The 23,034-nt window shown below is 70.5% G+C and carries 20 protein-coding genes; 10 read left to right on the forward strand and 10 right to left on the reverse strand.

The window, feature by feature from the left end:
- Positions 1 to 37 precede the first annotated feature (37 nt).
- On the reverse strand, positions 38 to 1,399 hold the full coding sequence (gene pafA / locus FLL47_RS37790; RefSeq protein WP_144127473.1) for a Pup--protein ligase: 1,362 nt from the start codon (positions 1,397 to 1,399) through the stop codon (positions 38 to 40).
- Between the two features lie 144 nt (positions 1,400 to 1,543).
- Between pafA and rfbB the strand changes: the two genes are divergently transcribed.
- Positions 1,544 to 2,518, forward strand: a complete 975-nt coding sequence (gene rfbB, locus FLL47_RS37795; RefSeq protein ID WP_144127474.1) for a dTDP-glucose 4,6-dehydratase — start codon at positions 1,544 to 1,546, stop codon at positions 2,516 to 2,518.
- 51 nt (positions 2,519 to 2,569) lie between these two features.
- Here the strand turns inward: rfbB and prcA are convergent, their stop codons facing one another.
- From prcA to dop, 5 genes are all read right to left on the reverse strand, one after another.
- Entirely contained in the window at positions 2,570 to 3,355 is a 786-nt protein-coding gene (gene prcA, locus FLL47_RS37800) for a proteasome subunit alpha (protein WP_144127475.1), read from the reverse strand.
- A 43-nt stretch (positions 3,356 to 3,398) separates the two neighbouring features.
- Positions 3,399 to 4,241: a proteasome subunit beta gene (prcB, locus tag FLL47_RS37805; protein WP_186316148.1), complete on the reverse strand. Its 843-nt coding sequence runs from the start codon at positions 4,239 to 4,241 to the stop codon at positions 3,399 to 3,401.
- A complete protein-coding gene (locus FLL47_RS44495) occupies positions 4,160 to 4,513 on the reverse strand; it encodes an endonuclease VII domain-containing protein (protein ID WP_246159204.1) in 354 nt (117 codons plus the stop codon). Before FLL47_RS44495 ends, prcB begins: the two co-directional genes overlap by 82 nt.
- 324 nt (positions 4,514 to 4,837) lie before the next feature.
- On the reverse strand, positions 4,838 to 5,050 hold the full coding sequence (locus FLL47_RS37815; protein WP_144127478.1) for a ubiquitin-like protein Pup: 213 nt from the start codon (positions 5,048 to 5,050) through the stop codon (positions 4,838 to 4,840).
- A gap of 61 nt (positions 5,051 to 5,111) precedes the next feature.
- Entirely contained in the window at positions 5,112 to 6,629 is a 1,518-nt protein-coding gene (dop, locus tag FLL47_RS37820) for a depupylase/deamidase Dop (RefSeq protein WP_144127479.1), read from the reverse strand.
- Between the two features lie 183 nt (positions 6,630 to 6,812).
- On the opposite strand from dop, the gene FLL47_RS37825 reads away from it, so the two are divergent.
- The gene (locus FLL47_RS37825; RefSeq protein WP_222106384.1) at positions 6,813 to 7,769 is read left to right on the forward strand and encodes a glycosyltransferase family 2 protein; all 957 of its coding nucleotides are present in this window, start codon (positions 6,813 to 6,815) and stop codon (positions 7,767 to 7,769) included.
- 65 nt (positions 7,770 to 7,834) lie between these two features.
- On the opposite strand, the gene arc is transcribed toward FLL47_RS37825, so the two are convergent.
- On the reverse strand, positions 7,835 to 9,601 hold the full coding sequence (gene arc / locus FLL47_RS37830; RefSeq protein ID WP_144127481.1) for a proteasome ATPase: 1,767 nt from the start codon (positions 9,599 to 9,601) through the stop codon (positions 7,835 to 7,837).
- 194 nt (positions 9,602 to 9,795) lie between these two features.
- Here arc and FLL47_RS37835 point away from each other — a divergent pair, with 194 nt between their 5' ends.
- Positions 9,796 to 10,080, forward strand: coding sequence for a ferredoxin (locus tag FLL47_RS37835; protein WP_186316149.1), 285 nt, complete (start codon positions 9,796 to 9,798; stop codon positions 10,078 to 10,080).
- 181 nt (positions 10,081 to 10,261) lie between these two features.
- On the opposite strand, the gene FLL47_RS37840 is transcribed toward FLL47_RS37835, so the two are convergent.
- The 3 genes from FLL47_RS37840 to FLL47_RS37850 are packed head-to-tail and all read right to left on the reverse strand — an operon-like array spanning position 10,262 to position 12,978.
- Positions 10,262 to 10,816: a hypothetical protein gene (locus tag FLL47_RS37840; protein ID WP_239121003.1), complete on the reverse strand. Its 555-nt coding sequence runs from the start codon at positions 10,814 to 10,816 to the stop codon at positions 10,262 to 10,264.
- Between the two features lie 17 nt (positions 10,817 to 10,833).
- Positions 10,834 to 11,793, reverse strand: a complete 960-nt coding sequence (locus FLL47_RS37845) for a tRNA (adenine-N1)-methyltransferase (protein ID WP_144127483.1) — start codon at positions 11,791 to 11,793, stop codon at positions 10,834 to 10,836.
- A gap of 24 nt (positions 11,794 to 11,817) precedes the next feature.
- A complete protein-coding gene (locus tag FLL47_RS37850; RefSeq protein WP_246159195.1) occupies positions 11,818 to 12,978 on the reverse strand; it encodes a M50 family metallopeptidase in 1,161 nt (386 codons plus the stop codon).
- 78 nt (positions 12,979 to 13,056) lie between these two features.
- On the opposite strand from FLL47_RS37850, the gene FLL47_RS37855 reads away from it, so the two are divergent.
- The 7 genes from FLL47_RS37855 to FLL47_RS37885 all read left to right on the forward strand — a co-directional run bounded on the left by FLL47_RS37855 (position 13,057) and on the right by FLL47_RS37885 (position 22,888).
- Positions 13,057 to 13,941, forward strand: coding sequence for a RecB family exonuclease (locus FLL47_RS37855; RefSeq protein WP_144127484.1), 885 nt, complete (start codon positions 13,057 to 13,059; stop codon positions 13,939 to 13,941).
- Between the two features lie 22 nt (positions 13,942 to 13,963).
- A complete protein-coding gene (locus tag FLL47_RS37860; RefSeq protein WP_246159196.1) occupies positions 13,964 to 15,268 on the forward strand; it encodes a sensor histidine kinase in 1,305 nt (434 codons plus the stop codon).
- Positions 15,269 to 15,278: 10 nt separating this feature from the next.
- Positions 15,279 to 15,953, forward strand: a complete 675-nt coding sequence (locus tag FLL47_RS37865) for a response regulator (protein WP_425457809.1) — start codon at positions 15,279 to 15,281, stop codon at positions 15,951 to 15,953.
- A 73-nt stretch (positions 15,954 to 16,026) separates the two neighbouring features.
- The gene (locus FLL47_RS37870; protein WP_144127485.1) at positions 16,027 to 16,809 is read left to right on the forward strand and encodes an ABC transporter ATP-binding protein; all 783 of its coding nucleotides are present in this window, start codon (positions 16,027 to 16,029) and stop codon (positions 16,807 to 16,809) included.
- Positions 16,806 to 19,358, forward strand: coding sequence for an ABC transporter permease (locus FLL47_RS37875; RefSeq protein WP_144127486.1), 2,553 nt, complete (start codon positions 16,806 to 16,808; stop codon positions 19,356 to 19,358). The genes FLL47_RS37870 and FLL47_RS37875 overlap by 4 nt, the downstream gene beginning before the upstream one ends.
- Before the next feature lie 198 nt (positions 19,359 to 19,556).
- Entirely contained in the window at positions 19,557 to 20,345 is a 789-nt protein-coding gene (locus tag FLL47_RS37880) for an ABC transporter ATP-binding protein (protein ID WP_144127487.1), read from the forward strand.
- On the forward strand, positions 20,345 to 22,888 hold the full coding sequence (locus FLL47_RS37885; protein WP_144127488.1) for an ABC transporter permease: 2,544 nt from the start codon (positions 20,345 to 20,347) through the stop codon (positions 22,886 to 22,888). Before FLL47_RS37880 ends, FLL47_RS37885 begins: the two co-directional genes overlap by 1 nt.
- The last annotated feature ends 146 nt before the right edge of the window (positions 22,889 to 23,034 follow it).

Consider the following 23,034-nt stretch of genomic DNA (forward strand, 5'->3'; position numbering starts at 1 on the left):
AGGTGCCCTTCCTTCCCCCGCGGAGCGGGGGGTGGTTCTACATGCTGGCGATCAGCCGCTCCACGCGCTCGTCGTGGGCGCGGAACGGGTCCTTGCACAGCACGGTGCGCTGCGCCTGGTCGTTCAGCTTCAGGTGCACCCAGTCGACGGTGAAGTCGCGACGCTTCTCCTGGGCGTGCCGGATGAACTCGCCCCGCAGCCGCGCCCGGGTCGTCTGCGGCGGCGTCTCCTTCGCCTCGAACGTGCGCAGGTCGGTCACCACCCGGTCGACCTTGCCGCGCTTCTCCAGCAGCGGGTAAAGCCCCCGACCGCGGCGCAGGTCGTGGTACGCCAGATCCATCTGCGCCACCCGCGGGCTCGACAGCGGCAGATCGTGCTTGCGCTGGTACGCCTCGATGACGCGCAGCTTGGTCACCCAGTCGATCTCCCGGCCCACATCGGCCAGGTTGCCCGACTCCACCGCGGTGAGCACCCGCCCCCACAGATCGATGATCCGCTGCGCGGCCGGGTCGCCGCCGTTGCGCCGGGCCACGAACTCGGTCGCCTTCTCGTGGTAGATCCGCTGGATCTCCAGCGCACTGGCCTCCTTGCCGCTGGCCAGCCGCACCTTGCGCCGCCCGGTGATGTCGTGCGACACCTCCCGGATCGCCCGGATCGGGTTCTCCAGCGCCAGGTCGGGCATGGCCACCCCGGTCTCGATCATCCGGAGCACCAGGTCCGCGCTGCCCACCTTCAGCAGCGTGGTGACCTCGTTCATGTTCGAGTCGCCGACGATCACATGCAGGCGCCGGTAGCGCTCCGCGTCGGCGTGCGGCTCGTCCCGGGTGTTGATGATCGGCCGGGACCGGGTGGTCGCCGAGGAGACGCCCTCCCAGATGTGCTCGGCCCGCTGCGACAGGCAGTAGACCGCCCCTCGGGGCGTCTGCAGCACCTTGCCCGCGCCGCAGATCAGCTGCCGCGTCACCAGGAACGGGATCAGCACGTCCGCGAGCCGGCCGAACTCCCCGTGCCGGGACACCAGGTAGTTCTCGTGGCAGCCGTACGAGTTGCCCGCCGAGTCGGTGTTGTTCTTGAAGAGGTAGATCTCACCCGCGATCCCCTCATCGTGCAGCCGCTTCTCCGCGTCGACGAGCAGACCCTCCAGGATCCGCTCGCCGGCCCGGTCGTGCGCCACCAGATCGACCACCGAATCGCACTCGGGGGTCGCGTACTCGGGGTGGGAACCGACGTCTAGGTAGAGGCGTGCGCCGTTGCGCAGGAACACATTGCTGGACCGTCCCCATGAGACGACCCGACGGAAGAGGTAGCGCGCCACCTCATCGGGCGACAGCCGCCGCTGTCCCCGATAGGTGCAGGTGACGCCGTACTCGGTCTCGAGTCCGAAGATTCGTCGGTCCATACACAGACACTAGCCGCCAGAACGCCCAAGGTCACTCTCGTACGGTCTGACGCCGCCGGTGTAATCGCGACGGAACCCCACCCACCGCCGCAACCGCAGGTCGCACACGGGTCGCCACGGAACGTGACTTAAACTTTCGTCGTCATGAAACTTCTGGTCACCGGCGGCGCGGGCTTCATCGGCTCCCACTACGTGCGCACCCGGCTCGCCACGCCCGGCAGCCACGGCCCGCGGATCACCGTGCTCGACCGGCTCACCTACGCCGGCAACCGCGACAACCTCGCCCCCGTCGCCGCCGACCCCCGCCTCACCTTCGTCGAAGGCGACATCTGCGACCCGCTCCTGGTCGACGAGCTCGTCGCCGGGCAGGACGCGGTCGTCCACTTCGCCGCCGAGTCGCACGTCGACCGCTCCATCACCACCGCCGCCGAGTTCGTACGCACCAACATGCTCGGCACCCAGATCCTGCTCGACGCCGCCGCACGCCACCGCACCGGCCGATTCCTGCACGTCTCCACCGACGAGGTCTACGGCTCGACCGACACCGGCAGCTGGACCGAGGACCAGCCGCTCGCGCCGCGCTCGCCGTACGCCGCCGCCAAGGCCGGCTCCGACCTGCTCGCGCTGGCCGCATTCACCACCCACTGCCTCGACGTCGTGGTCACCCGTTCGAGCAACACCTACGGGCCCTACCAGTACCCCGAGAAGATCATCCCGCGGTTCACCACCAACCTGCTCGACGGGCTGCCCGTGCCGCTCTACGGCGACGGCTCGCACCGCCGCGAGTGGCTGCACGTCGACGACCACTGCGCGGGCGTCGACCTGGCGCTGCACCACGGGCGCGCCGGCGAGGTCTACCACCTCGGCGGGCGCGACGAGCTCGCCAACAGCGACCTCACCGACCTGCTCCTGACGCTGACCGGCCGCGGCCCGGAACTGGTACGCCACGTCGCCGACCGCCCAGGCCACGACCACCGGTACGCCCTGGACAGCTCGAAGATCACCGAGGAGCTCGGCTACCGGCCCACGGTGGCGCTCGCCGACGGCCTCGCCGCGACCGTCGCCTGGTATCGCGACAACCGCGCCTGGTGGGAGCCACTGATCGCCCGAAACGGCTGACGCCCGTGCCGAAGCGGCACGGGCGTCAGGCCCACTCATCGTCGACCGCGGCTACTCGGCCGTGGGCGTGTCCGGCTTCGGGGCATCGGCCTTGGGCGCGTCGGCCTTCGGTGCCGCCGCCTTGGGCGCGTCCGCCGCAGCCGGGCTCACCAGCGCCGTCAGCGCCGCGCCCGCCACGCGCCGGAACTTGCGGCCCGGCCGAGCGCGCTCCAGCACCGCGACTTCCAGCTGCTCGGGGGCCAGCGTGCGCGCCGCGCCGCCCTCGCCGCCGACGCTGCTCAGCGCCTTGACCGCCAGCTTCAGCGCGTCACCGAGGGTGTGCGACTCGCTGTGCTCGGCACGCAGGATGTTGCCGATCGCCTCCGCCTGCCCGCCCATCGCCATGAACCCAGGCTCGTCCTGCACCGAGCCGTCGTAGGTCAGCCGGTACAGCTCGTCGTGCTCCGGCGCGGACCCCACCTCGGCGACGCAGATCTCCACCTCGTACGGCTTGCCCTGCTCGCTGAAGATCGAGCCAAGGGTCTGCGCGTACGCGCTGGCCAGCGCCCGCCCGGTGACGTCCCGGCGGTCGTAGGAGTAACCCCGCAGGTCGGCCATGCGCACGCCGGCGTTGCGGAGGTTCTCGAACTCGTTGTAGCGGCCCACGGCCGCGAACCCGATCTTGTCATAGATCTCGCTCACCTTGTGCAGCGTGGTGGAGACGTTCTCCGCCACGAACAGCACACCACCGGCGTACGTCAGCACGACCACGCTGCGACCGCGGGCGATGCCCTTGCGGGCGTACTCCGAGCGGTCCCGCATGATCTGCTCAGGCGAGGCGTAGAACTGCATGGCCACGGCGTGTCTTCTCCTTATGGAGTAACGGGAGAGCGGTTGGGGGTCAGGCGCCCGGCTGCAGAGCCCGGGCCGCGATGACGGTCTGGGCCATGGCCGCCGTCTCCTCGTCGGTCAGGCGCTGCGTGCCCTCTGCGGTCGCGGTCATCACCACGGGGAAGATCTTGCGGATGACGTCGGGGCCACCGGTGGCGGTGTCGTCGTCGGCCGCGTCGAACAGCGCCTCCACCGCGAGCTGGGCGGCCTCCGCGATGCCCAGACCCTGCTTGTAGCGCTTCTTCAGCGACGACTTCGCGAACAGCGAACCGGAGCCGATCGCGTCGTAGCCGCCGTGCTCCTCGTACAGGCCGCCGGCGATGTCGAAGCTGAAGATGCGCCCGACCTTGCCGGGCGTCTTCGCGTCGAGGTCGAACCCGGCGAACAGCGGGATCACGGCCAGCCCCTGCATGGCCGCGCCGAGGTTCTGCCGGATCATCGTGGCCAGCCGGTTGGCCTTGCCGTCGAGCGAGAGCATCGCGCCCTCGATCTTCTCGTAGTGCTGCAGCTCCACCTGGAACAGCCGCATCAGCTCGATACCGACGCCGGCCGTGCCCGCGATGCCGATCAGCGAGTACGGGTCGGCGGGGTGCACCTTCTCGATGTCGCGGCTCGCGATGAGATTGCCCATGGTGGCGCGGCGGTCGCCGGCCATCACCACGCCCTCGTTCGTGCTGATCGCGACGATCGTGGTGGCGTGCGGGGCCAGGTCGGCGTTCATGCCTGCCGGCAGAGTGCGTCGGCCGGGCAGCATCTCCGGCGCGACCTGGGTCAGGAAGTCCGTGAAAGACGACGTTCCCGGCGTGGTGAAACTAGCTGGTAGACGCCCGGGTGAACCAAGACCAGCTGACACGCTGTCTCCTTCAGATACTCGATCGCCCTGGCAAGGGACTGCTCGTTGTCTTTGAACTGTCCAAGACCGCCGTTGCAGTTGAAACACAGGATGCCACGTACGTTACCGAATTCATGGTCATGGTCAACGTGCTCGGGGTCCGGTGCGCCGCAGATGGCGCACACACCACCCTGCCACGCGAGCCGCGCCTCGAAATCCTCCTGCGTCATGCCGTAACGACGCTTGAGGTGGTACTGACGCGTACTACCGTGATGCTTCTCCTTCGTCTCCACGCCTCGCCGGTTGTGGCATTCGAGGCAGTAGGAGTGCAAGCCGCTGGCTTTGGTCCGAGTCTTGGCGAACTCAGCGATCGGTTTGACCTGAGCACAGTCCGGACACCACTTGGCACCCTCGGGCACCTCATGGTCAGCCTTCTTCTGAGGAGCGACACCTTTGGCCCGACGGTAGCCCTCTAGCCGAGTGCGTGTGCACGACCGGCAGTAGTAGCTGCGACCGTCGGGACGGCTCTTGTTGCTGTAGAACTGGCTGCTCGAGAGCATCCGTTCGCACTGAGGACACTTCTTCTTCGTATCATCCGGCGAAACGGACATATGGGACTATTCCCCGCCTTTCTGGACATAGCCCCTAATGAATTCCTCGGCGTTCTCCTCGAGGACGGCGTCGATCTCGTCGAGGATGTCGTCGACGTCCTCGCCGATCTGCTCGACGCGCTCGGCAACCTCGGGGTTCACCTCGGGCGCGACCGACTCGGCTTCCTGCTCGTTCCGAGAGCGGCCCGACTGTGACTGTCCACCGTCCTGCGTGGCCATCTGCGCCTCCCTGACGTCGCCTGTGGGCCTTAAACGTAGCGCGCGGGACCGACTAAAGCGATCACCCGGCGGTGATCACTTCAAGAAGATCCTTTGCGCTGGGGCAACGGTCGAAGAGCGCGCCGACGTGTGTCTTCGTGCCGCGCTCGGGCTCCATCATGGGCACCCTGACCAGGGCCTCGCGGCCGACGTCGAAGATGACCGAGTCCCAGCTCGCGGCGACCACTTCGGACGCGTACTTGGCCAGGCAGCGACCGCGGAAGTACGCCCGCGTGTCGTCCGGCGGCTCGGTCATCGCGGCGCGGGTCGACTCGGGGTCCAGCAGCGTCTTCATCGCGCCGCGGGCCACCAGGCGGTGGTAGAGGCCCTTCTCCGGGCGTACGTCGCTGTACTGCAGGTCGACCAGCTGGAGCTTGGACGACGCCCAGCCGAGGTTCTCCCGCTCGCGGTAGCCCTCGAGCAGGCGCAGCTTGGCCACCCAGTCCAGCTCGTCGGCGAGTTTCATCGGGTCGTCGCCGAGGCGGGTCAGCACGCTCTCCCAGCGGTCGAGCACGTCGCGGGTCTGGGCGTCGGTGTCGGACCCGGTGCGCGACTCGACGAAGGCGTGGGCCCGCTCGTAGAACGCCCACTGCAGGTCGAGCGCGGTGAGCCGGCGGCCGTCGCGCAGCCGCATGGTGTGCTTGAGGCTCGGGTCGTGGCTGACCGCGCGCAGCTCGGCGACGGGGTCGGCGATGCCGAGGTCGGCGGTGAGCGCCTTCTCCTCGATCATGGTGAGGATGAGCGCGCTGGTGCCGACCTTGAGGTAGGTCGAGATCTCGGACAGGTTCGCGTCACCGATGATCACGTGCAGGCGGCGGTACTTGTCGGCGTCGGCGTGCGGCTCGTCGCGGGTGTTGATGATGGGCCGCTTCAGCGTGGTCTCCAGGCCCACCTCGACCTCGAAGAAGTCGGCGCGCTGGGTGATCTGGAAACCGGCCTGGCTGCCGTCCTGGCCGATGCCGACCCGGCCGGCCCCGCAGAAGATCTGCCGCGTCACGAAGAACGGGGTCAGGTAGGTGACGATGTCCGCGAAGGGGGTCTGCCGGCGCATGAGGTAGTTCTCGTGCGCGCCGTACGAGGCGCCCTTGTTGTCGGTGTTGTTCTTGTAGAGGTGGATCGGGTGGCTGCCCGGGATGGTCGCGGCACGGCGCGCGCCCTCGGCCATGACCTGCTCGCCGGCCTTGTCCCAGCGCACCACGTCCAGCGGGTTGGTCACCTCGGGGGTCGAGTACTCCGGGTGGGCGTGGTCGACGTAGAGCCGGGCGCCGTTGGTCAGGATGACGTTGGCCAGGCCCAGGTCCTCGTCGGCGAGCGCCTCCGCCGGGTCGTACGCCGCACCGGTGTAGCTGAATCCCCGCGCGTCGCGCAGCGGCGACTCCTCCTCGTAGTCCCAGCGGGCACGGCCGCCGCGGGCGAGTTCGGGGCGGGCCCCGTAGGCGTTCACGACCTGGGACGAGGTCACCATCGGGTTGGCCCCGGGCTGTCCCGGTACGGAGATCCCGTACTCGACCTCGGTACCCATGATCCGCCGCACGCTCATGCAACGAAGCCTCTCACACCCTGACCGGTGAGACGAGGAGAGCATCCGTGTTCGGGCCAGCCTGGGAGGTTCAGCGCCTTTCGTACACCCGCATGCCGACCTGCGATCGCGGCGCTCCCGCGCGCGGCGGCGACCGGGATAGCATCCCCGTTCTGACCCGGCGCTGCGATGAAGGACGGTGCGATGACCCCTCCGGTGCTGTCTGTCGTGATCCCCATGTACAACGAGCAGGAGGTGCTGCCCCTGCTCATCGCCCGGCTGCGCCCGCTGCTGGACGACGCCGGGCTGGACTACGAGGTCGTGGCGGTGGACGACGGCAGCTCGGACGACACCGCGCCGATGCTGCTGCTGGCCTGCCGGGAGTGGCCGCGGCTGCGGGTGGTGCGGCTGCGGCGCAACAGCGGCCACCAGGCGGCGCTGACCGCGGGCCTGCACCGGGCGCGGGGCGAGTACGTGGCGAGCATCGACGCGGACCTGCAGGACCCGCCGGAGAAGATCCTGGAGATGCTGGCGCTGGCGCGGGCCGAGTCGCTGGACATCGTGTACGGCGTGCGCGACGACCGGTCCACGGACACGGCTTTCAAGCGGCAGACCGCGCAGGCCTACTACCGGGTGATGCGCCGGCTGGTCGGTAAGAAGGTGCCGCCCAACGCGGGCGACTTCCGGCTGCTGAGCCGGGCGGCGGTGGAGGCGCTGCGGGCGATGCCGGAGCGCCAGCCGGTGTACCGGCTGCTGGTGCCGTGGCTGGGTTTCCCGAGCGGCGAGGTCCCGTACCGGCGGGAGGTGCGGGCGGCGGGCAGCACGAAGTACCCGCTGAGCAAGATGATCAAGCTGGCGTTCGACAGCGTCACGAACTTCTCCGCGGCTCCGCTGCGCCTGGCGACCTGGTCGGGGCTGGTGAGCTTCCTCGTGTGCTTCGTGCTCGGCTGCTACAGCGTGGTGCGGTTCGCGATGGGCGAGACGGTCAGCGGCTGGACGTCGCTGTTCACCGCGATCCTGTTCCTGGGCGGGGTGCAGCTGCTGTGCCTGGGCCTGCTGGGCGAGTACATGGGCCGGCTGTACGCGGAGGTCAAGGGCCGCCCGACGTACATCGTCGGGTACGACTCGGCCGAGGCGGCCGAGCCGGTCCCCGCGCGCTGACCGGGGACCTCAGACGGCGATGGCGCCCGCCCCCTGAGGGGCGGGCGCCATCTTCGATCCTGCGGTCAGAGGTACTGACCGGTGTTGCTGGCGGTCTCGATCGACCGGCCCGACTCGGTGCCCTTGCCTCCGGAGACCAGGGTGCGGATGTACACGATCCGCTCGCCCTTCTTGCCGGAGATGCGTGCCCAGTCGTCGGGGTTGGTGGTGTTCGGCAGGTCCTCGTTCTCGCGGAACTCGTCGAGGCAGGCGTCGAGCAGGTGCTGCAGCCGCAGCCCCTTCTTGCCCGAGGACAGGAACTCCTTGATCGCCATCTTCTTGCCGCGGTCCACGATGTTCTGGATCATGGCGCCGGAGTTGAAGTCCTTGAAGTACAGGACCTCCTTGTCACCGTTGGCGTAGGTGACCTCCAGGAAGCGGTTCTCCTCGGTCTCCGAGTACATCCGCAGCACCACCGAGTTGATCATCGCGTGCACGCACGCCTCGGCGGAACCACCGTGCTCGGCCAGGTCGTCCGGGGACAACGGCAGGCCGGTCAGGATGTACTTGCTGAAGATGTCCTTGGCCGCTTCGGCGTCCGGACGCTCGATCTTGATTTTGACGTCGAGCCGGCCCGGACGCAGGATCGCCGGGTCGATCATGTCCTCGCGGTTCGAGGCGCCGATGATGATGACGTTCTCCAGGCCCTCGACACCGTCGATCTCGCTGAGCAGCTGGGGAACGATGGTGTTCTCCACGTCCGAGGAGACACCCGAGCCACGGGTACGGAAGATCGAGTCCATCTCGTCGAAGAACACGATCACCGGCGTGCCTTCCGAGGCCTTCTCCCGGGCCCGCTGGAAGATCAGCCGGATGTGCCGCTCCGTCTCACCGACGTACTTGTTGAGCAGCTCCGGACCCTTGATGTTGAGGAAGTAGCTGGTCTTCTTCTCCTCGCCGCGCCGCTCGGCGATCTTCTTGGCCAGCGAGTTCGCGACCGCCTTGGCGATCAGCGTCTTGCCGCAGCCGGGAGGACCGTAGAGCAGCACGCCCTTCGGCGGGCGCAGCTGGTGCTCGCGGAACAGCTCCGCGTGCAGGAAGGGCAGCTCCACGGCGTCGCGGATCTGCTCGATCTGGGACACCAGGCCGCCGATGTCGTGGTAGTCGACGTCCGGCACCTCCTCCAGAACCAGGTCCTCGACCTCGCTCTTCGGGATGCGCTCATAGGCGTACGCGGACCGGGGTTCGATCATGAGGGAGTCGCCGGTCTTCAGCGCACCACCGATCAGGCCCTCCGCCAGGAGGACGATCCGCTCCTCGTCGGCGTGCGAGACGACCAGTGCACGGTCGCCCCCGTCGAGGATCTCCTTGAGGGTCACCACCTCGCCGGCCCGCTCGAAGCCGAGCGCGTCGACGATGTTGAGGGCGTCGTTGAGAAGCACCTCCTGTCCCCGTTGCAGCGCGTCGACGTCCAACGACGGCGACACTGCCACTCTCAGCTTGCGACCGCCCGTGAAGACGTCCACCGTGCCGTCCTCGTGCCGCGTGAGGAAGACGCCGTACCCGCTGGGCGGTTGCGCCAGCCGGTCGATCTCCTCCTTGAGCGTCACGATCTGGGCGCGTGCCTCCTTGAGGGTGGCCACCAATCGCTCGTTGTTCTCCGTGAGCCGCGACAGCTGGGCCTGGGTCGCGGCGAGCCGCTCCTCCAGTTGCCTCACATGCCGCGGGCTCTCACTCAACTTGCGCCGCAACAGGGCGAGCTCCTCTTGCAGGAACGCGACCTGAGTGGAGAGATCGTTGGCTTCCTTCTCCCACCGCGCGGCGCGCGCATCCGCGTCGTCGCTCTTTGCCACGTCCCACCTCCCCGGGGGTGTCCTCCCGCCGGTCCTACCTCGTTCGGCCGACGTTTAGGGTGCTCCTAACACTAGCGGCTGATCGCCTCAGTTGAACCCTCCCGACACCCCCGTACCCAGAACTGGATCGAGAATCTGCCCTGTCGGCCGACCTCCCCCGGATCCGCGCGGAGCGGGACGCTAGGGTCGGACACGTGAGTGAGCTGAGGGTGCGAGTGGATCAGGACCTCTGTACGGGCGACGGCCTGTGCGTGCAGTACGCCCCCGAGGTGTTCGAGTTCGACGTCGACGGCCTCGCGTACGTGAAGGGCGACGACGGGGAGCTGCAGCTCAGCCCGGGTGCGACCGTCGAGATCCCGGCCCATCTGCGCCTTGAGGTCATCGATGCCGCCCAGGAGTGTCCCGGCGAGTGCATCCACATCCAGCGCACCCATGACGGGGAACCCCTGTCCGAGGAAGAACGCGCCACCCTGCGCTGACCTTCCCGCGTCCCACCATCCGGACACCCGGGACCCCGCCGCCACCGCACCGCCCCACGGGCGTGTCCATGATCGGCGTTTCGTGGCAGAAAGTGCAGTCTGACCGGACTTTCTGCCACGAAACAGCGATCTCAGCCGCGAGGGCCGCCATCCGAGCCGCGACCACGGCGAGGGTGGGCCGTCAGAGCATGGGGCGGCCGGCGAGGGACGCCACGAGCTGGGCGAACTCCTCCAGGCGGGCGATCTGACCGGAACCTCCGTCTTCGAGCGTTTTGCCGAAGCGGAGCGCGTCCTGGCGGACGACGTGCTGCGGGTCGTCCAGCGGGTGGCCGTTGCTGGACTCGTCCAACGAGCTGAGCAGCAGGTACACGTCTACGCTGTCGACGCGCAGGTGGTTGCCGGCGGTGCGGCTGAGCCGCCGGCGGCAGCCCACCTCGGTGATGACCGAGAGCGGGACCACCCGCAGCGACGAGATCATCGAACCCGCGGGACCGTCCCCCGGCGCCGTGTCCTCGCCGTGCCACAGCAGCAGCCGGGAGCCGTCGCAGACGACGACCTCCTGCCACACGCCGTTGAACTCGTTGACGAAACGCTCCAGCGTGAACCCGAGCACCTGGGTGCCGCGCAGGACGCCCTCCAGGGCGTCCAGCGCGACCTCCGGATCACGCAGGTAGGCCCGGGCCGCGCTGTCCAGGTCCGGGTACGGCGACCAGTCGGGGAACACGGCCGGGGGCACGTTCACGGGTGTCTCTCCTACTCCCAGACCTCGTCGGCGACGGCTCCGGCATCGGGGGTCTCGGCGGGCGCCGCGGCCTTCTTGCGCAGCTCGTACGCCTCGCGGCCCTTGCTCGGCTTGCGGCGGCGCGGCGGCGCGGTGACCCCGGGGGCCAGCTTGCGGGCGCGCACCAGGAACGCGGTGTGCGCGATCATGCGGTGGTCCGGCCGCACGGCCAGGCCGTCGGCGTGCCAGTCGCGCACCAGCGACTCCCAGGCCAGCGGCTCGGTGAAGCCGCGCTCGCGCAGCGCCTCCACCAGCTCGGACAACTGCGGCGTGGTGGCCACGTAGCCGATGAACACGCCGCCCGGCAGCAGGGCCCGTTCGACCATGTCGAGGGCCGCCCACGGGGTGAGCATGTCCAGGATGATCCGGTCGAACCCGGTCTCGGTGTTGTCGGCGACGTCGCCGACGTGCAGGTGCCAAGACGGCTGCGACGGGTCGGCGGGCTTGCCGTCGGCGGCCCAGGTGCTGCCGAACCAGTTCTGCACGTTCTTGCGGGCCACCGCGGCGAAGTCGTCGCGCAGCTCGTACGACCACAGCTGCCCCTCGGCGCCTACCGCGCGCAGCAGCGAGCAGGACAGCGCGCCCGAGCCGACGCCCGCCTCCAGCACCTTGGCGCCGGGGAAGACGTCGCCCATGGCCACGATCTGCGCCGCGTCCTTGGGGTAGATCACCTGGGCGCCGCGCGGCATGGACAGCACGTAGTCGGCCAGCAGCGGGCGCAGCGCCAGGTAGGCGGTGTTGCCCGAGGAGTGCACGACGCTGCCGTCCGGCAGGCCGATGAGGTCGTCGTGGGCGAGGATGCCGCGGTGGGTGTGGAAGGCCTTCCCGGGCTCCAGCACGATGGTGTGCATGCGGTTCTTCGGGTCGGTCAGCTGCACCCGGTCGCCGGCGACGAAGTTGCCACGTCGCGCGGGCGGCGTCGGTTCGGTCATGATCCGTCAGGTTCCTGTCTCACGTCAGTTTGCGGCTTTGAGCGCCGCGGGGTCGAGCACCTGCACCACGTCCATGACGGTGAGCACGCCCACCACATTCTCCCCGTCGACCACGAGGTAAGGAGTGGCCGGGTCCCCCCGCAAGAGCTTGATCACGTCCGCACCGCGGGCGCCCGAGGGGATGGTGGCCACCGCGTCGATGGCTCTGGCCAGCGTCTCCACCGTGATCCAGGGCCGGCGCTGCTCCGGCACGGCCGCCGCGGCCTCCGGCACGACCAGCGCGATCAGTCGCCCGTCCGGGTCGGTCACGCCCAGCACCGGGGCCGTGTGCCCGGCCTCGACCGCACGCCGGGTCGCCTCGGCCAGCGAGGTGCCGCTGGGCACCGTGAACAGCGGCCGGGCCAGGCGCACCGGGTCGACCAGGGGGTAGCGCGAGCGCACCCGGGCGGTCATCACCGCGCCCGCCGCGCCCTGCCAGATGCTGAACGCGACGAACAGGCCGAACAGCACCCCGACCAGCTGATACCAGCCGGTGAAGTAGAGCCACACCGAGATCAGCACGGTGGCCACCGCGACGACCCGGCCCGACCAGCCCGCGACCAGCAGGCCCGCGTCGCGGTCGCCCTTGAGGCCCCAGACCACGGCCCGCAGCGCCCGGCCGCCGTCCAGCGGCCAGCCGGGCAGCGCGTTGTAGATCGCGACGATGATGTTGCACAGCGCGAGCTGGAAGGCGATCTGGTCGAAGATGGTGCCGTTGGGCAGCAGCACCGTGGCGATCACCGAGCCGATGCCGAGCAGCGCGGACACGGCGGGCCCGGCCAGCGCGGTGGCCAGTTCGACGCCGGGGCGCGGGGAGTCGTGGTCGAACTCGGTGTAGCCGCCGAGCAGGTCCAGGGTGATGCCCTTGACGCCGATGCCGTAGTGGCGGGCCGTCAGCGCGTGGCCGAGTTCGTGTAACAACACCGACAGCAGCAGGCAGGCCACGAAGCCGAGTCCGGCCAGGTAACGCGCCGCGCCCTCCAGGTGGAGTGTCTCGCCCAGACGGTCGGCGTACCAGACGGTGATCAGCACCGACATGATCACCCAGGAGACGCTCAGACGCAGCGGAAAGCCGAGGATGCGGCCGACCTGGAAGCCGGATTTCCGCTCGCTACGCGAAGCGGACTTGGGTGTCGAATCGGTCACGACGTCGTCTCCATCGTGACCATGCTATGTCGTGCGGCGAGCTCGGCCCCGTCGTACCGCTCCCCTAACCTGTGGGTCATGACCGAGCAGGCACGTCTCCCCCTCCCCTCGCTGTCGCCGTCCCGTGCGGCCGACTTCAAGACCTGTCCCCTGCTCTACCGGTTCCGCAGCATCGACCGCATCCCCGAGCAGCCCACCCCCGAGCAGGTGCGCGGCACGCTGGTGCACGCGGTGCTGGAGAAGTTGTTCGACTCCCCCGCGGCGCAGCGCACCCGGCCGGTCGCGGACGAGATGGTCACGCCGCAGTGGGAGCGGCTGGTCGAGGAGCAGCCCGAGCTGGCGACCCTGTTCGACGCCGAGGAGTCGATGAGCCGCGAGGAGTTCCTGTCCTCGGCCACCGACCTGCTCGGCGGCTACTTCGCCGTGGAGGACCCGCGCCGGCTGGAGCCGGCCGAGCGCGAGCAGCTCATCGAGGCCGTGCTCGGTGCCGAGGGCGAGCAGCAGCTGCTGATCCGCGGCTACATCGACCGGCTCGACGTGTCGCCCGACGGCGCGATCCGGGTGGTGGACTACAAGACCGGCGGCGCCCCGCGCGAGGCGTTCGAGGCGCGGGCGCTGTTCCAGCTGAAGTTCTACGCGCTGGTGCTGTGGCGCACCCGGGGCGTGGTGCCGCGGGTGCTGCGGCTGCTCTACCTCAAGGACGCCGAGGTGTGCGACTACACCCCGGACGCCGAGGAGCTGACCCGGTTCGAGAAGACGCTGTTCGCGCTGTGGAAGGCGATCGAGACCGCGACCGCCGCGCAGGACTTCCGGCCCAAGCCCAGCAAGCTGTGCGCGTGGTGCAGCCACCAGCAGCGCTGCCCGGAGTTCGGGGGCACCATGCCGCCGTTCCCGCAGCAGGTGACGGTGCAGACGGTGGACAGCCGGCAGGCCCGCCTGACCGCGGCCCAGCCCGAGGGGTGAGCCGGCAGGGTAGCCTGCCCGCGTGCCCCTCACCCCCCTGACGCAGCACCTGAGCTGGTGGAAGCCCGCCTGGTGGACGCCGCTGCGCGCGGACTCCGCGCTGGCCGCCGGGCTGTTCGGGGTCCAGCTGATGCTGGCGTACGCCGAGCCGGGCTGGGGGTTGCGGGTCGACCTGACCACGCTGCTGTGGAGCGCGGTCACCCTGCTGCCGGTCGTGGTACGCCGCACGCACCTGTGGCTGGGCATTGCGGCGACCGCCGCGTTCACCGCGATCGGCCTGCTGTGGCCCGAGTCGCTGCTGGGCGGTCAGGGCGTCGCGCTGTGGGTGCTGGCGTACACGGCCGCCGCCCACCAGCGGTGGTGGCGGGCGGTGCTGGCCACGCTGGCGCTGTGGCTGGTCAACGACCTGATGTGGGTGTGGGCGTACCAGCAGGACGTGATGGTCGCCTCCGCCGGCACGGAGCTGGTCACCATGTCCGCGGGGATGGTCATCAACCTCGTGGTGATGGTGATCACCTTCTTGATCGGACGCACCGTGCGGGCGCGGCGGGAGGCCGCGACGGCGCTGGCCGAGCGGGCCCTGGCGGCCGAGGCCAACCAGCAGGCGCTCGCCGAGCAGGCCGTCGCCGAGGAGCGCCGGCGTATCGCCCGGGAGCTGCACGACGTGGTGGCCCACCACGTCAGCGTGATCGGCGTGATGTCCACCGGCGCGCGGCGCATGCTGCACCGCGACCCGGCCGCCGCCGACGAGGCCCTCGCGACCATCGAGCAGACCAGCCGCACCACGCTGCGCGAGCTGCGCCGGCTGCTGTTCGTGCTGCGCTCGGAGGGCGCCCCGGGCGACGACGCGGACGGGCGCAGCCCGCAGCCGAGCCTGTCCGCGCTGCGCTCACTGGTCGAGCAGGTGTGCGAGGCAGGGCTGTCCACCTCGCTGCGGGTCGACGGCGAGCTCGGCGAGGTGGACCCGGGCGTGGCGCTCACGGTGTACCGCATCGTGCAGGAGGCGCTGACCAACGCCCTCAAGCACGCCGGACCGGCGCGGGCCGAGGTACGGCTGACGGTGAACGGCCGGCTGCTGACGATCGAGGTGTTCGACACCGGCCGGGGACCGTACGCGCGTACCCTCTCCGCAGACGGGATCACGATCGGCGCGGTCACCGGCCACGGACTGCTCGGCATGCGCGAGCGCGTCGCGGTGTACGGCGGCACCCTGCGCACCGGGCCCCGTCCCGGCGGCGGGTTCCGGGTGCACGCGCGGATCCCCATCGAACAGGCAGGGACGGCCGGCGCGGCCGTCCCCGAGGCGGAAGCGGAGGTCCCAGGGTGACGGTGGTCGCATCGTGAAGCCGATCCGGGTGCTGCTCGCCGACGACCAGCCGCTGCTGCGCAGCGGTTTCCGCATGGTGCTGGGCGCCGAGCCCGATCTCGACATCGTCGGCGAGGCCGCCGACGGCGCGGAGGCCGTGGACCTGGCCCGGCGGCTGCTGCCCGACGTGGTGCTGATGGACGTACGCATGCCGCGCCGCGACGGGGTGGCCGCCACCCGCGACATCACCGCGGCGAAGCTGCCGGTGCACGTGCTCATCCTGACCACGTTCGACCTGGACGACTACGTGGTCGGCGCGCTGCGCGCCGGGGCCAGCGGCTTCCTGGCCAAGGACGTGCCGGCCGAGGAACTGGTGGCCGCGATCCGCACCGTCGCCGCGGGCGAGGCCGTGGTCGCGCCGCGCATCCTGCGCCGGTTGCTGGACCGCTTCGCCGGGCTGCTGCCCGACCCGGACGCGACCGTGCCGCACTCGCTGGGCACGCTGACCGAGCGCGAGCGCGAGGTGCTGGTGCACGTGGCCCGCGGACTGTCCAATGCCGAGATCGCGCGGGCGCTGACGGTGAGCGAGACCACGGTCAAGACGCACGTCGGGCACATGCTGACCAAGCTGGGACTACGCGACCGGGTGCAGGCCGTGGTGCTGGCGTACGAGACGGGCCTGGTACGACCCGGCTCTACTACCTGAGGAGGAGCCCGCCGCCCGGAAGACCGTCCCGAGGTCTGAGGGAGGGGTGGACAGGCGCTGACAGCCTGTGGGCATGACTTCTCCGGTAACCGACACGCCCGTCACGGGTGCTGGCGCCGCGGCCCGCGCGGCTGATCTTTGGAAGGTGTACGGCTCGGGCGAGGCGCAGGTGATCGCCCTGCGCGGGGTGAGCGTCGAGCTCGAACGCGGCCGGTTCACGGCCATCATGGGCCCGTCCGGCAGCGGCAAGTCGACCCTGATGCACTGCATGGCGGGCCTGGACTCGGCCACCCGCGGCCAGCTCGCCATCGGCGACACGGCACTGAACGGGCTCGGCGACGCGGGCCTGACCCGGCTGCGCCGGGAGAAGGTGGGCTTCATCTTCCAGCAGTTCAACCTGCTGCCGACGCTGACCGCGGAGGAGAACATCCTGCTCCCGCTGGCCATCGCCGGGCGCAAGCCCGACCCGCAGTGGTTCAAGACCGTCATCGACACGGTGGCGCTGGGCGACCGGCTGCACCACCGCCCCAGCCAGCTCTCCGGCGGCCAGCAGCAGCGCGTCGCCTGCGCCCGCGCGCTGGTGTCGCAGCCCGAGGTCATCTTCGCCGACGAGCCGACCGGCAACCTGGACAGCCGCTCCGGCGCCGAGATCCTGACCTTCCTGCGCCGCAGCGTCACCGAGCACGGCCAGACCATCGTCATGGTCACCCACGACGCGAACGCCGCGAGCTACGCCGACCGCGTCATCTTCCTCGCCGACGGCCAGATCGTCGACGAGCTGCTCGAGCCGACGGCGGACGCGGTGCTGGACCGCATCAAGCGCCTGGACGTCGTGGGCACGGGGGCCACGGAATGATCAAGGCCAGCCTCCGCGGCCTGCTGCAGCGCAAACTGCGCCTGTCGCTGGCCGTCTTCGCCATCGTGCTGTCGGTGGCGTTCCTGTCCGGCAGCCTGGTGCTGTCGGACACCCTGAACGCGCGGTTCACCGCCCTGTTCAGCACCATCAACCAGAACGTGTCGGTGGTGGTGCAGGCGAAAGACCCGCAGGCGGTCGAGCCCGCCCGGCTGACCGACGCGCAGCTGCGCGCCCTGTCCGAGGTCGACGGCGTCAAGGCCTTCTCGCCGGACGTCAGCGCCCAGGGTGTGATCCCGTTCCGGGGCACCGACGGCGAGCCGGTCAGCGCCGACGCGGCGCTCGGCTTCGGCGTGGACGGCAAGGACGACCCGCTGGGCCTGGTCGAGCTGCGCGAGGGCCGCTGGCCCACCGCCGAGGGCGAGGTGGCGATCACCGCGCACACCGCCGAGCTGGCCAAGGTCAAGCGCGGCGACCAGCTGAAGGTGTACCTGCCGGTGCTCAACGAGCCGCGCTCGTTCACCGTCGTCGGCGTGGCCGGCTACTCCGGCGGCCGCGACAGCCTCGCCGGCGAGGTCGTGGTCATGTTCCAGCAGGCGTTCGCGCAGCAGACCTTCTACGGTGCGACGGGCCTGTACGGGGGCGCGTCGTTCGCCGCCGAGGACGGCGTCAGCGACGACGTGCTCAAGCAGCGGATCGTCGAGCAGCTGCCGGACGGGTTCAAGGCGCTGACCGGCCAGGAGAGCAGCGAGGAGCAGTCGGCGCAGGTCGGCGTGCTGTTCGACGTGTTCAAGTACATCCTGATCGGGTTCGCGGTGGTCGCGGGCGTGGTCGGCGTCTTCCTGATCTTCAACACGTTCAACATCATCGTCGCGCAGCGCACCCGCGAGCTGGCGCTGCTGCGGGCGCTGGGCGCCGGGTGGGGCCAGGTCGCCGGCTCGGTGCTGCTGGAGGCGCTGATCGTCAGCCTGGTCGGCGCGACAGTGGGCCTCGCGGCCGGCATCGGCGTCGCCGCGGCGGGCGAGGCGGCGATCACCAGCGAGGTGGCGCTGCCCAGTGCCGGGCTGGTCGTCGCGCCGCTCACGGTGATCCTGGCGTACCTGCTGGGTGTCGTGGTGACGCTGGTGGCCGCGTTCGTGCCCGCGGTGCGGGCCTCGTCGGTGCCGCCGGTGGCCGCGATGCGCGACGTGGTGCGCCCGGACAAGTCGCTGACCGCGCTGTCGATCGTGGGCGCGGTGTTCGCGCTGCCGGGCATCGGCCTGGTGCTGCTCGGCGCGTTCGCGGATCTCGGCGGCACCGCGTTCCTGGTGCTGCTCGGCGGCGCGGTGCTGGTGTTCATCGGGGCGCTGCTGCTGTCGCCACTGCTCGCCCGCCCGATCGTGCGGGGGCTCGGCGCGCTGATCGGCCGGGGTTCGGCGGGCAACCTCGGGGTACGCAACGCGGCGCGCAACCCGCGCCGCACCGCCGTCACCGCCGCCGCGATCATCATCGGCGTCACCGTGATCGGCATGACCGCGACCGTGGTCCAGTCCTTCAAGACCAGCCTGGAGGACATCATGGGCGAGAACATCGGCGTGGAGGTGATGATCCAGGCGAGCGTCACCGCCGCGCCCGACGGTCGCCAGGGCTTCAACCCGAAGGCGCTGGAGCAGGTGCGTGCCATTCCGGGCGTGAAGGAGGCCGCGGCCTGGCACTTCGACGCGCTCGGGGTGAGCGTCGCCGGGCAGCCGCAGGCGTTCGGCATCTTCGCCACCGACGTCGGCCAGGCGGCGCGCATGTTCCCGATCGACGCGACCGACGGCACGATCCGCACCCTGGCCGCGCAGGAGCTGGTGCTCGACGACAACATCGCCGAGACGCTCAAGCTCAAGGCGGGTGACCGGACTCCGGTGGCGATCGGCGGGGTGACCCGCGACTACACCGTGGTCGGCGTGTACCAGGCGACACCGATCATCCAGGGCATCCTGGTCGGCGAGGCCGCGGTCGCGGACTTCCCCGGGCCGCTGGCGTTCCAGGGCTTCGTCTCGCTGAACGACGGCGTCGACGCGGCCCCGGTGGTCGAGCGGATCGAAACGATCATGAAGGACTACCCGGGTGTGCAGGTCGGCGACCGGCAGTCCTACGTCGACCAGGCCACCGCCAGCTACGACTTCCTGCTGATCGCGGTGCAGATCCTGCTGCTGGTGGCCCTGGTCATCGCGCTGCTGGGCATCCTGAACACGCTGGTGCTCAGCATCGTCGAGCGCACCCGCGAGCTGGGCCTGGTCCGCGCGGTGGGGCTGAGCCGGTCGGGCCTGGTCTGGATGGTCACCGTCGAGTCGGTGCTGATCACGGTGTTCGGCGTCCTCCTCGGGCTGGCTCTCGGGGTCGGCCTCGGGGCCGCGTTCACCAAGGCGCTGATGACGCTGGAGTTCGCGACGGTCATCGCGATCCCGTGGCTGGAGCTGGGGCAGTACCTCCTGGCCGCGGTCGTGGCCGGGGTGCTGGCGGCGGTCATCCCGGCGCGCATGGCGGCCCGGCTCAACGTGCTGGACGCCATCTCGTACGAGTGAGCGCCCGCCCGGGTCAGGGTCGCCCCTGACCCGGGCGTGGGGCCTTCCCCGTGTGCGGAAGCCCGGGGACGCTCACCCCGCGGGCCGAGGTCCGCGAGGTCTTTCCCGCCGACGATGAGTACACCGGCCGGTCGCGTGCCCCCGCCTTGGCTTCGCGGCCGGCCGGTCCATGTCGCCGACCGGCCGAGGGAAGAACTCATGACAACAGCAGCCCCGCCCCTGATCCGCCAGCGCGTGGAGACCTCCGCGGCCCGCGCGTCCCAGGTATGGAAGGTCTACGGCACCGGCGAGGCGCAGGTGGTCGCCCTGCGCGGGGTCGACGTCGAGCTCGAGCGCGGCCGCTTCACCGCCATCATGGGCCCGTCCGGCTCCGGCAAGTCCACCCTCATGCACTGCCTCGCGGGCCTGGACTCGGTCAGCCGCGGCCAGGTGTTCGTCGGCGACACCGAGGTCACCGGCCTCAACGACGCCGGGCTGACCCGGCTGCGCCGCGAGAAGATCGGCTTCATCTTCCAGCAGTTCAACCTGCTGCCGACGCTGACCGCGCAGGAGAACATCCTGCTCCCGCTGGCCATCGCCGGGCGCAAGCCCGACCAGGAGTGGTTCAGGACCGTCATCGACACGGTGGGCCTGGGCGACCGGCTCGGCCACCGCCCGAACCAGCTCTCCGGCGGCCAGCAGCAGCGCGTCGCCTGCGCCCGCGCGCTCGTCTCCCGGCCTGAGGTCGTCTTCGCCGACGAGCCCACCGGCAACCTGGACAGCCGTTCCGGCGCCGAGGTGCTGGGCTTCCTGCGCCGCAGCGTCACCGAGTACGGCCAGACCATCGTCATGGTCACCCACGACGCCGTGGCCGCGTCCTACGCCGACCGGGTCATCTTCCTGGCCGACGGGCAGATCGTCGCGGAGCTGACCGGGCCCACCCCGGAGCGGGTGCTGGACACCCTGAAGAGCCTGGACCGCCCCGCGCAGCTCGGGACCGAACTCTGATGCTGCGCGCCACCCTGAAGAGCCTGCTCGCCCGCAAGCTGCGCCTGGTCCTGTCGGGCCTGGCCGTGCTGCTCGGCGTGATGTTCGTGTCCGGCTCGTTCGTGCTGACCGACGCGCTGGGCCGCTCGTTCGACAACATGTTCTCCTCCGCCATGGCCGAGACCGACGTGCTGGTCACCGCCCGCCCGGCGATCGACGTGTCCGAGCTGGAGGGCGAGTCGGTGCCCGGCATGCTGGCCGCCGCCGACCGCGACGCCGTGGCCGCGGTGCCCGGCGTCGCCGAGGTCGTCGGCGTGGTGCAGGCCGACGGCGCCCGCGTGATCGGCACGGACGGCAAGGTCGTCGCCTCGTTCGGCCCGCCGCGCTTCGGCGCGAACTGGACCGGCGAGACCGGCGGCCTGGAGCTGCGCGAGGGCCGTGGGCCGACCGCCGCCGACGAGATCGCGATCAACGTGACCCTGGCCGAGCTGAGCAAGCTCAAGGTCGGCGACCGGGTCGGCGTGCTCACCACCAAACCCAAGCAGCTGTTCACGCTGGTCGGCGTCTTCGGCTACGAGGGCGGCCTGCCCGGCCAGGGACCCGTGCACGAGGTCCGGTTCACCGAGCCGGTGGCCCAGGAGCTGATGCTGGGCGCGCCGGGCGCGTACACCAGTCTCGACGTGACCGCCGCACCCGGCACCGACCCCGCCGCCCTGCGCGATGCGATCAAGTCGCGGCTCGGCGACAGGTACGTCGTGCAGACCGGGCAGGAGGCCGCCGCGGCCATCGCGGGCGACTTCAAGACGATCCTGTCGCTGTTCAACAACATCCTGCTGGGCTTCGCCGGAGTGGCGCTGTTCGTCGGCACCTTCCTCATCCTCAACACCTTCTCGATCATCGTGGCGCAGCGGACCAGGGAACTGGCGCTCAGCCGGGCGCTGGGCGCGAGCCGCCGCCAGGTGATCGGCTCGGTTCTGGTCGAAGCCCTGGCCATCGGCCTGCTCGCCTCGGTCCTGGGCCTGGCCGCGGGTGTCGGTGTCGGCGCGCTGCTGGCGAAGTTCGCCGCCGACTTCAGCAGCATCGTGCTGGCCTCCATCGGCGTGCCGCTCGCCGCGGTGATCAGCGCGTTCGCCGTCGGCATCGGCGTGACGGTGGTCGCCGCGCTGCTGCCCGCGCTGCGCGCCTCCCGGGTGCCCCCGGTCGCCGCATTGCAGGAGGTCGCCACCCCGGACCGCCCGCTGACCAGGCTGACGGTCAGCGGCGCCGTGATCGGCGCACTGGGCGCGGGCGCGATCGCGTTCGGCCTCGCCACGAGCGGCGACGCGGTGATGTGGCTGCTGCTGGGCGGGGTGCTCGCCACGTTCATCGGGGTGTCGCTGCTGAGCCCGGTGCTGGCCCGCCCGGTGGTGTCGGTGCTCGGCAGGTTGTTCTCGTGGTCGGTGCCGGGACGGCTGGGCCGGCTCAACTCCGGGCGCAATCCCCGTCGCACCGCGATCACCGCGGCCGCGCTGATGGTCGGCGTGGCCCTGATCACCGGCGTGAACACCACGATCTCCTCGGCCGACCGCAGCCTGCGCGGGGATGCCGAGACCGGCTTCCAGGCCGACCTGATCATCTCGGGTCAGGAGTCGCCGGGCGTGCTGCCGACGTTCGACGAGGCGCTGCTGCCGCGGATGCGGGCGGTGCCCGGCATCGGCACGGTCACCGCCGAGTACAACGACCAGGCCCTGATCAACGAGGAGCCGAGCTGGGCGGCCGCGGTGACCGACCTGCCGGCCGTCGTGCGGGACCTGTCCCTGGTGACCGTCGCGGGCTCATTGGCCCAGCCGGGGCCGGGCGAGGTCGTCGTCGACGACCAGAACGCGACCGAGGCCGGGTTGACGGTCGGCAGCACGGTCACCGTGAAGCTGCCCAAGGGCGAGCCGGCGTCCTACCGGATCAGCGGCGTCTACCAGCGGGTGCCGTTCTACGGCGGCTTCATCTTCGGCACCGACGTGGTGCCGGGGATGCGCTTCCCGCAGCCGTCGTTCGCCTACGTCCGGCTCGCCGACGGCGCGGACGCCGCGGCGGCCCGCACAGGGCTGGAGGCGCTGCTGGTCGACAGCCCGGAGATGCTGGTCGAGGACAAGCAGCAGTATCTGGACCGGGAACTGGGCGAGGGCGCGCAGCTGCTCCTCATGATCCAGATTCTGCTGGGCCTGGCCATCGTCATCGCGGTGCTGGGCGTCATCAACACCCTGGCGCTGTCGGTGCTGGAGCGCACCCGCGAACTGGGCCTGCTGCGGGCCATCGGGCTGAGCCGGGCGGCGACCATGCGCATGATCACCGTCGAGGCCGTGGTGATCACCTTGTTCGGCGTGCTGCTCGGCGTGGCCGTCGGCGTCGGACTCGGCGCGGCCGTGGTCCAGGGCCTGGCCGACGAGGGCCTGAAGACCCTCGCCGTGCCGTGGAACGCCATCGGCCTCTACCTGGCCGCCGGTGTGGCCCTGGGCGTCCTCGCCGCCATCCTGCCCGCCATCCGCGCCTCCCGCATCAACGTCCTCACCGCCATCGCCCACGAGTAACGGAACTCAGGACAAAGGAAGGGCACCTTCTTAACGCTCCGCGTTATAGAAGGTGCCCTTCTTAACGCCTAACCACGTCTGACCGGCGCGTTCTTCTGCGGCTCGGCGCCGGCCGAGGACGGCGGGGAGGCGGGGGACCGGATGCG

This window comes from Catellatospora sichuanensis (assembly GCF_007483665.1).
In the GTDB taxonomy this organism is placed as follows: domain Bacteria; phylum Actinomycetota; class Actinomycetes; order Mycobacteriales; family Micromonosporaceae; genus Catellatospora; species Catellatospora sichuanensis.

Bases quoted from the DNA above. Each gene is read 5' to 3' on its own strand.
- pafA (WP_144127473.1), bottom strand. From the start codon at position 1,399: ATGGACCGACGAATCTTCGGACTCGAGACCGAGTACGGCGTCACCTGC.
- rfbB (WP_144127474.1), top strand. From the start codon at position 1,544: ATGAAACTTCTGGTCACCGGCGGCGCGGGCTTCATCGGCTCCCACTAC.
- FLL47_RS37815 (WP_144127478.1), bottom strand. From the start codon at position 5,050: ATGGCCACGCAGGACGGTGGACAGTCACAGTCGGGCCGCTCTCGGAAC.
- dop (WP_144127479.1), bottom strand. From the start codon at position 6,629: ATGAGCGTGCGGCGGATCATGGGTACCGAGGTCGAGTACGGGATCTCC.
- FLL47_RS37825 (WP_222106384.1), top strand. From the start codon at position 6,813: ATGACCCCTCCGGTGCTGTCTGTCGTGATCCCCATGTACAACGAGCAG.
- FLL47_RS37845 (WP_144127483.1), bottom strand. From the start codon at position 11,793: ATGACCGAACCGACGCCGCCCGCGCGACGTGGCAACTTCGTCGCCGGC.
- FLL47_RS37855 (WP_144127484.1), top strand. From the start codon at position 13,057: ATGACCGAGCAGGCACGTCTCCCCCTCCCCTCGCTGTCGCCGTCCCGT.
- FLL47_RS37870 (WP_144127485.1), top strand. From the start codon at position 16,027: ATGACTTCTCCGGTAACCGACACGCCCGTCACGGGTGCTGGCGCCGCG.
- FLL47_RS37875 (WP_144127486.1), top strand. From the start codon at position 16,806: ATGATCAAGGCCAGCCTCCGCGGCCTGCTGCAGCGCAAACTGCGCCTG.
- FLL47_RS37880 (WP_144127487.1), top strand. From the start codon at position 19,557: ATGACAACAGCAGCCCCGCCCCTGATCCGCCAGCGCGTGGAGACCTCC.
- FLL47_RS37885 (WP_144127488.1), top strand. From the start codon at position 20,345: ATGCTGCGCGCCACCCTGAAGAGCCTGCTCGCCCGCAAGCTGCGCCTG.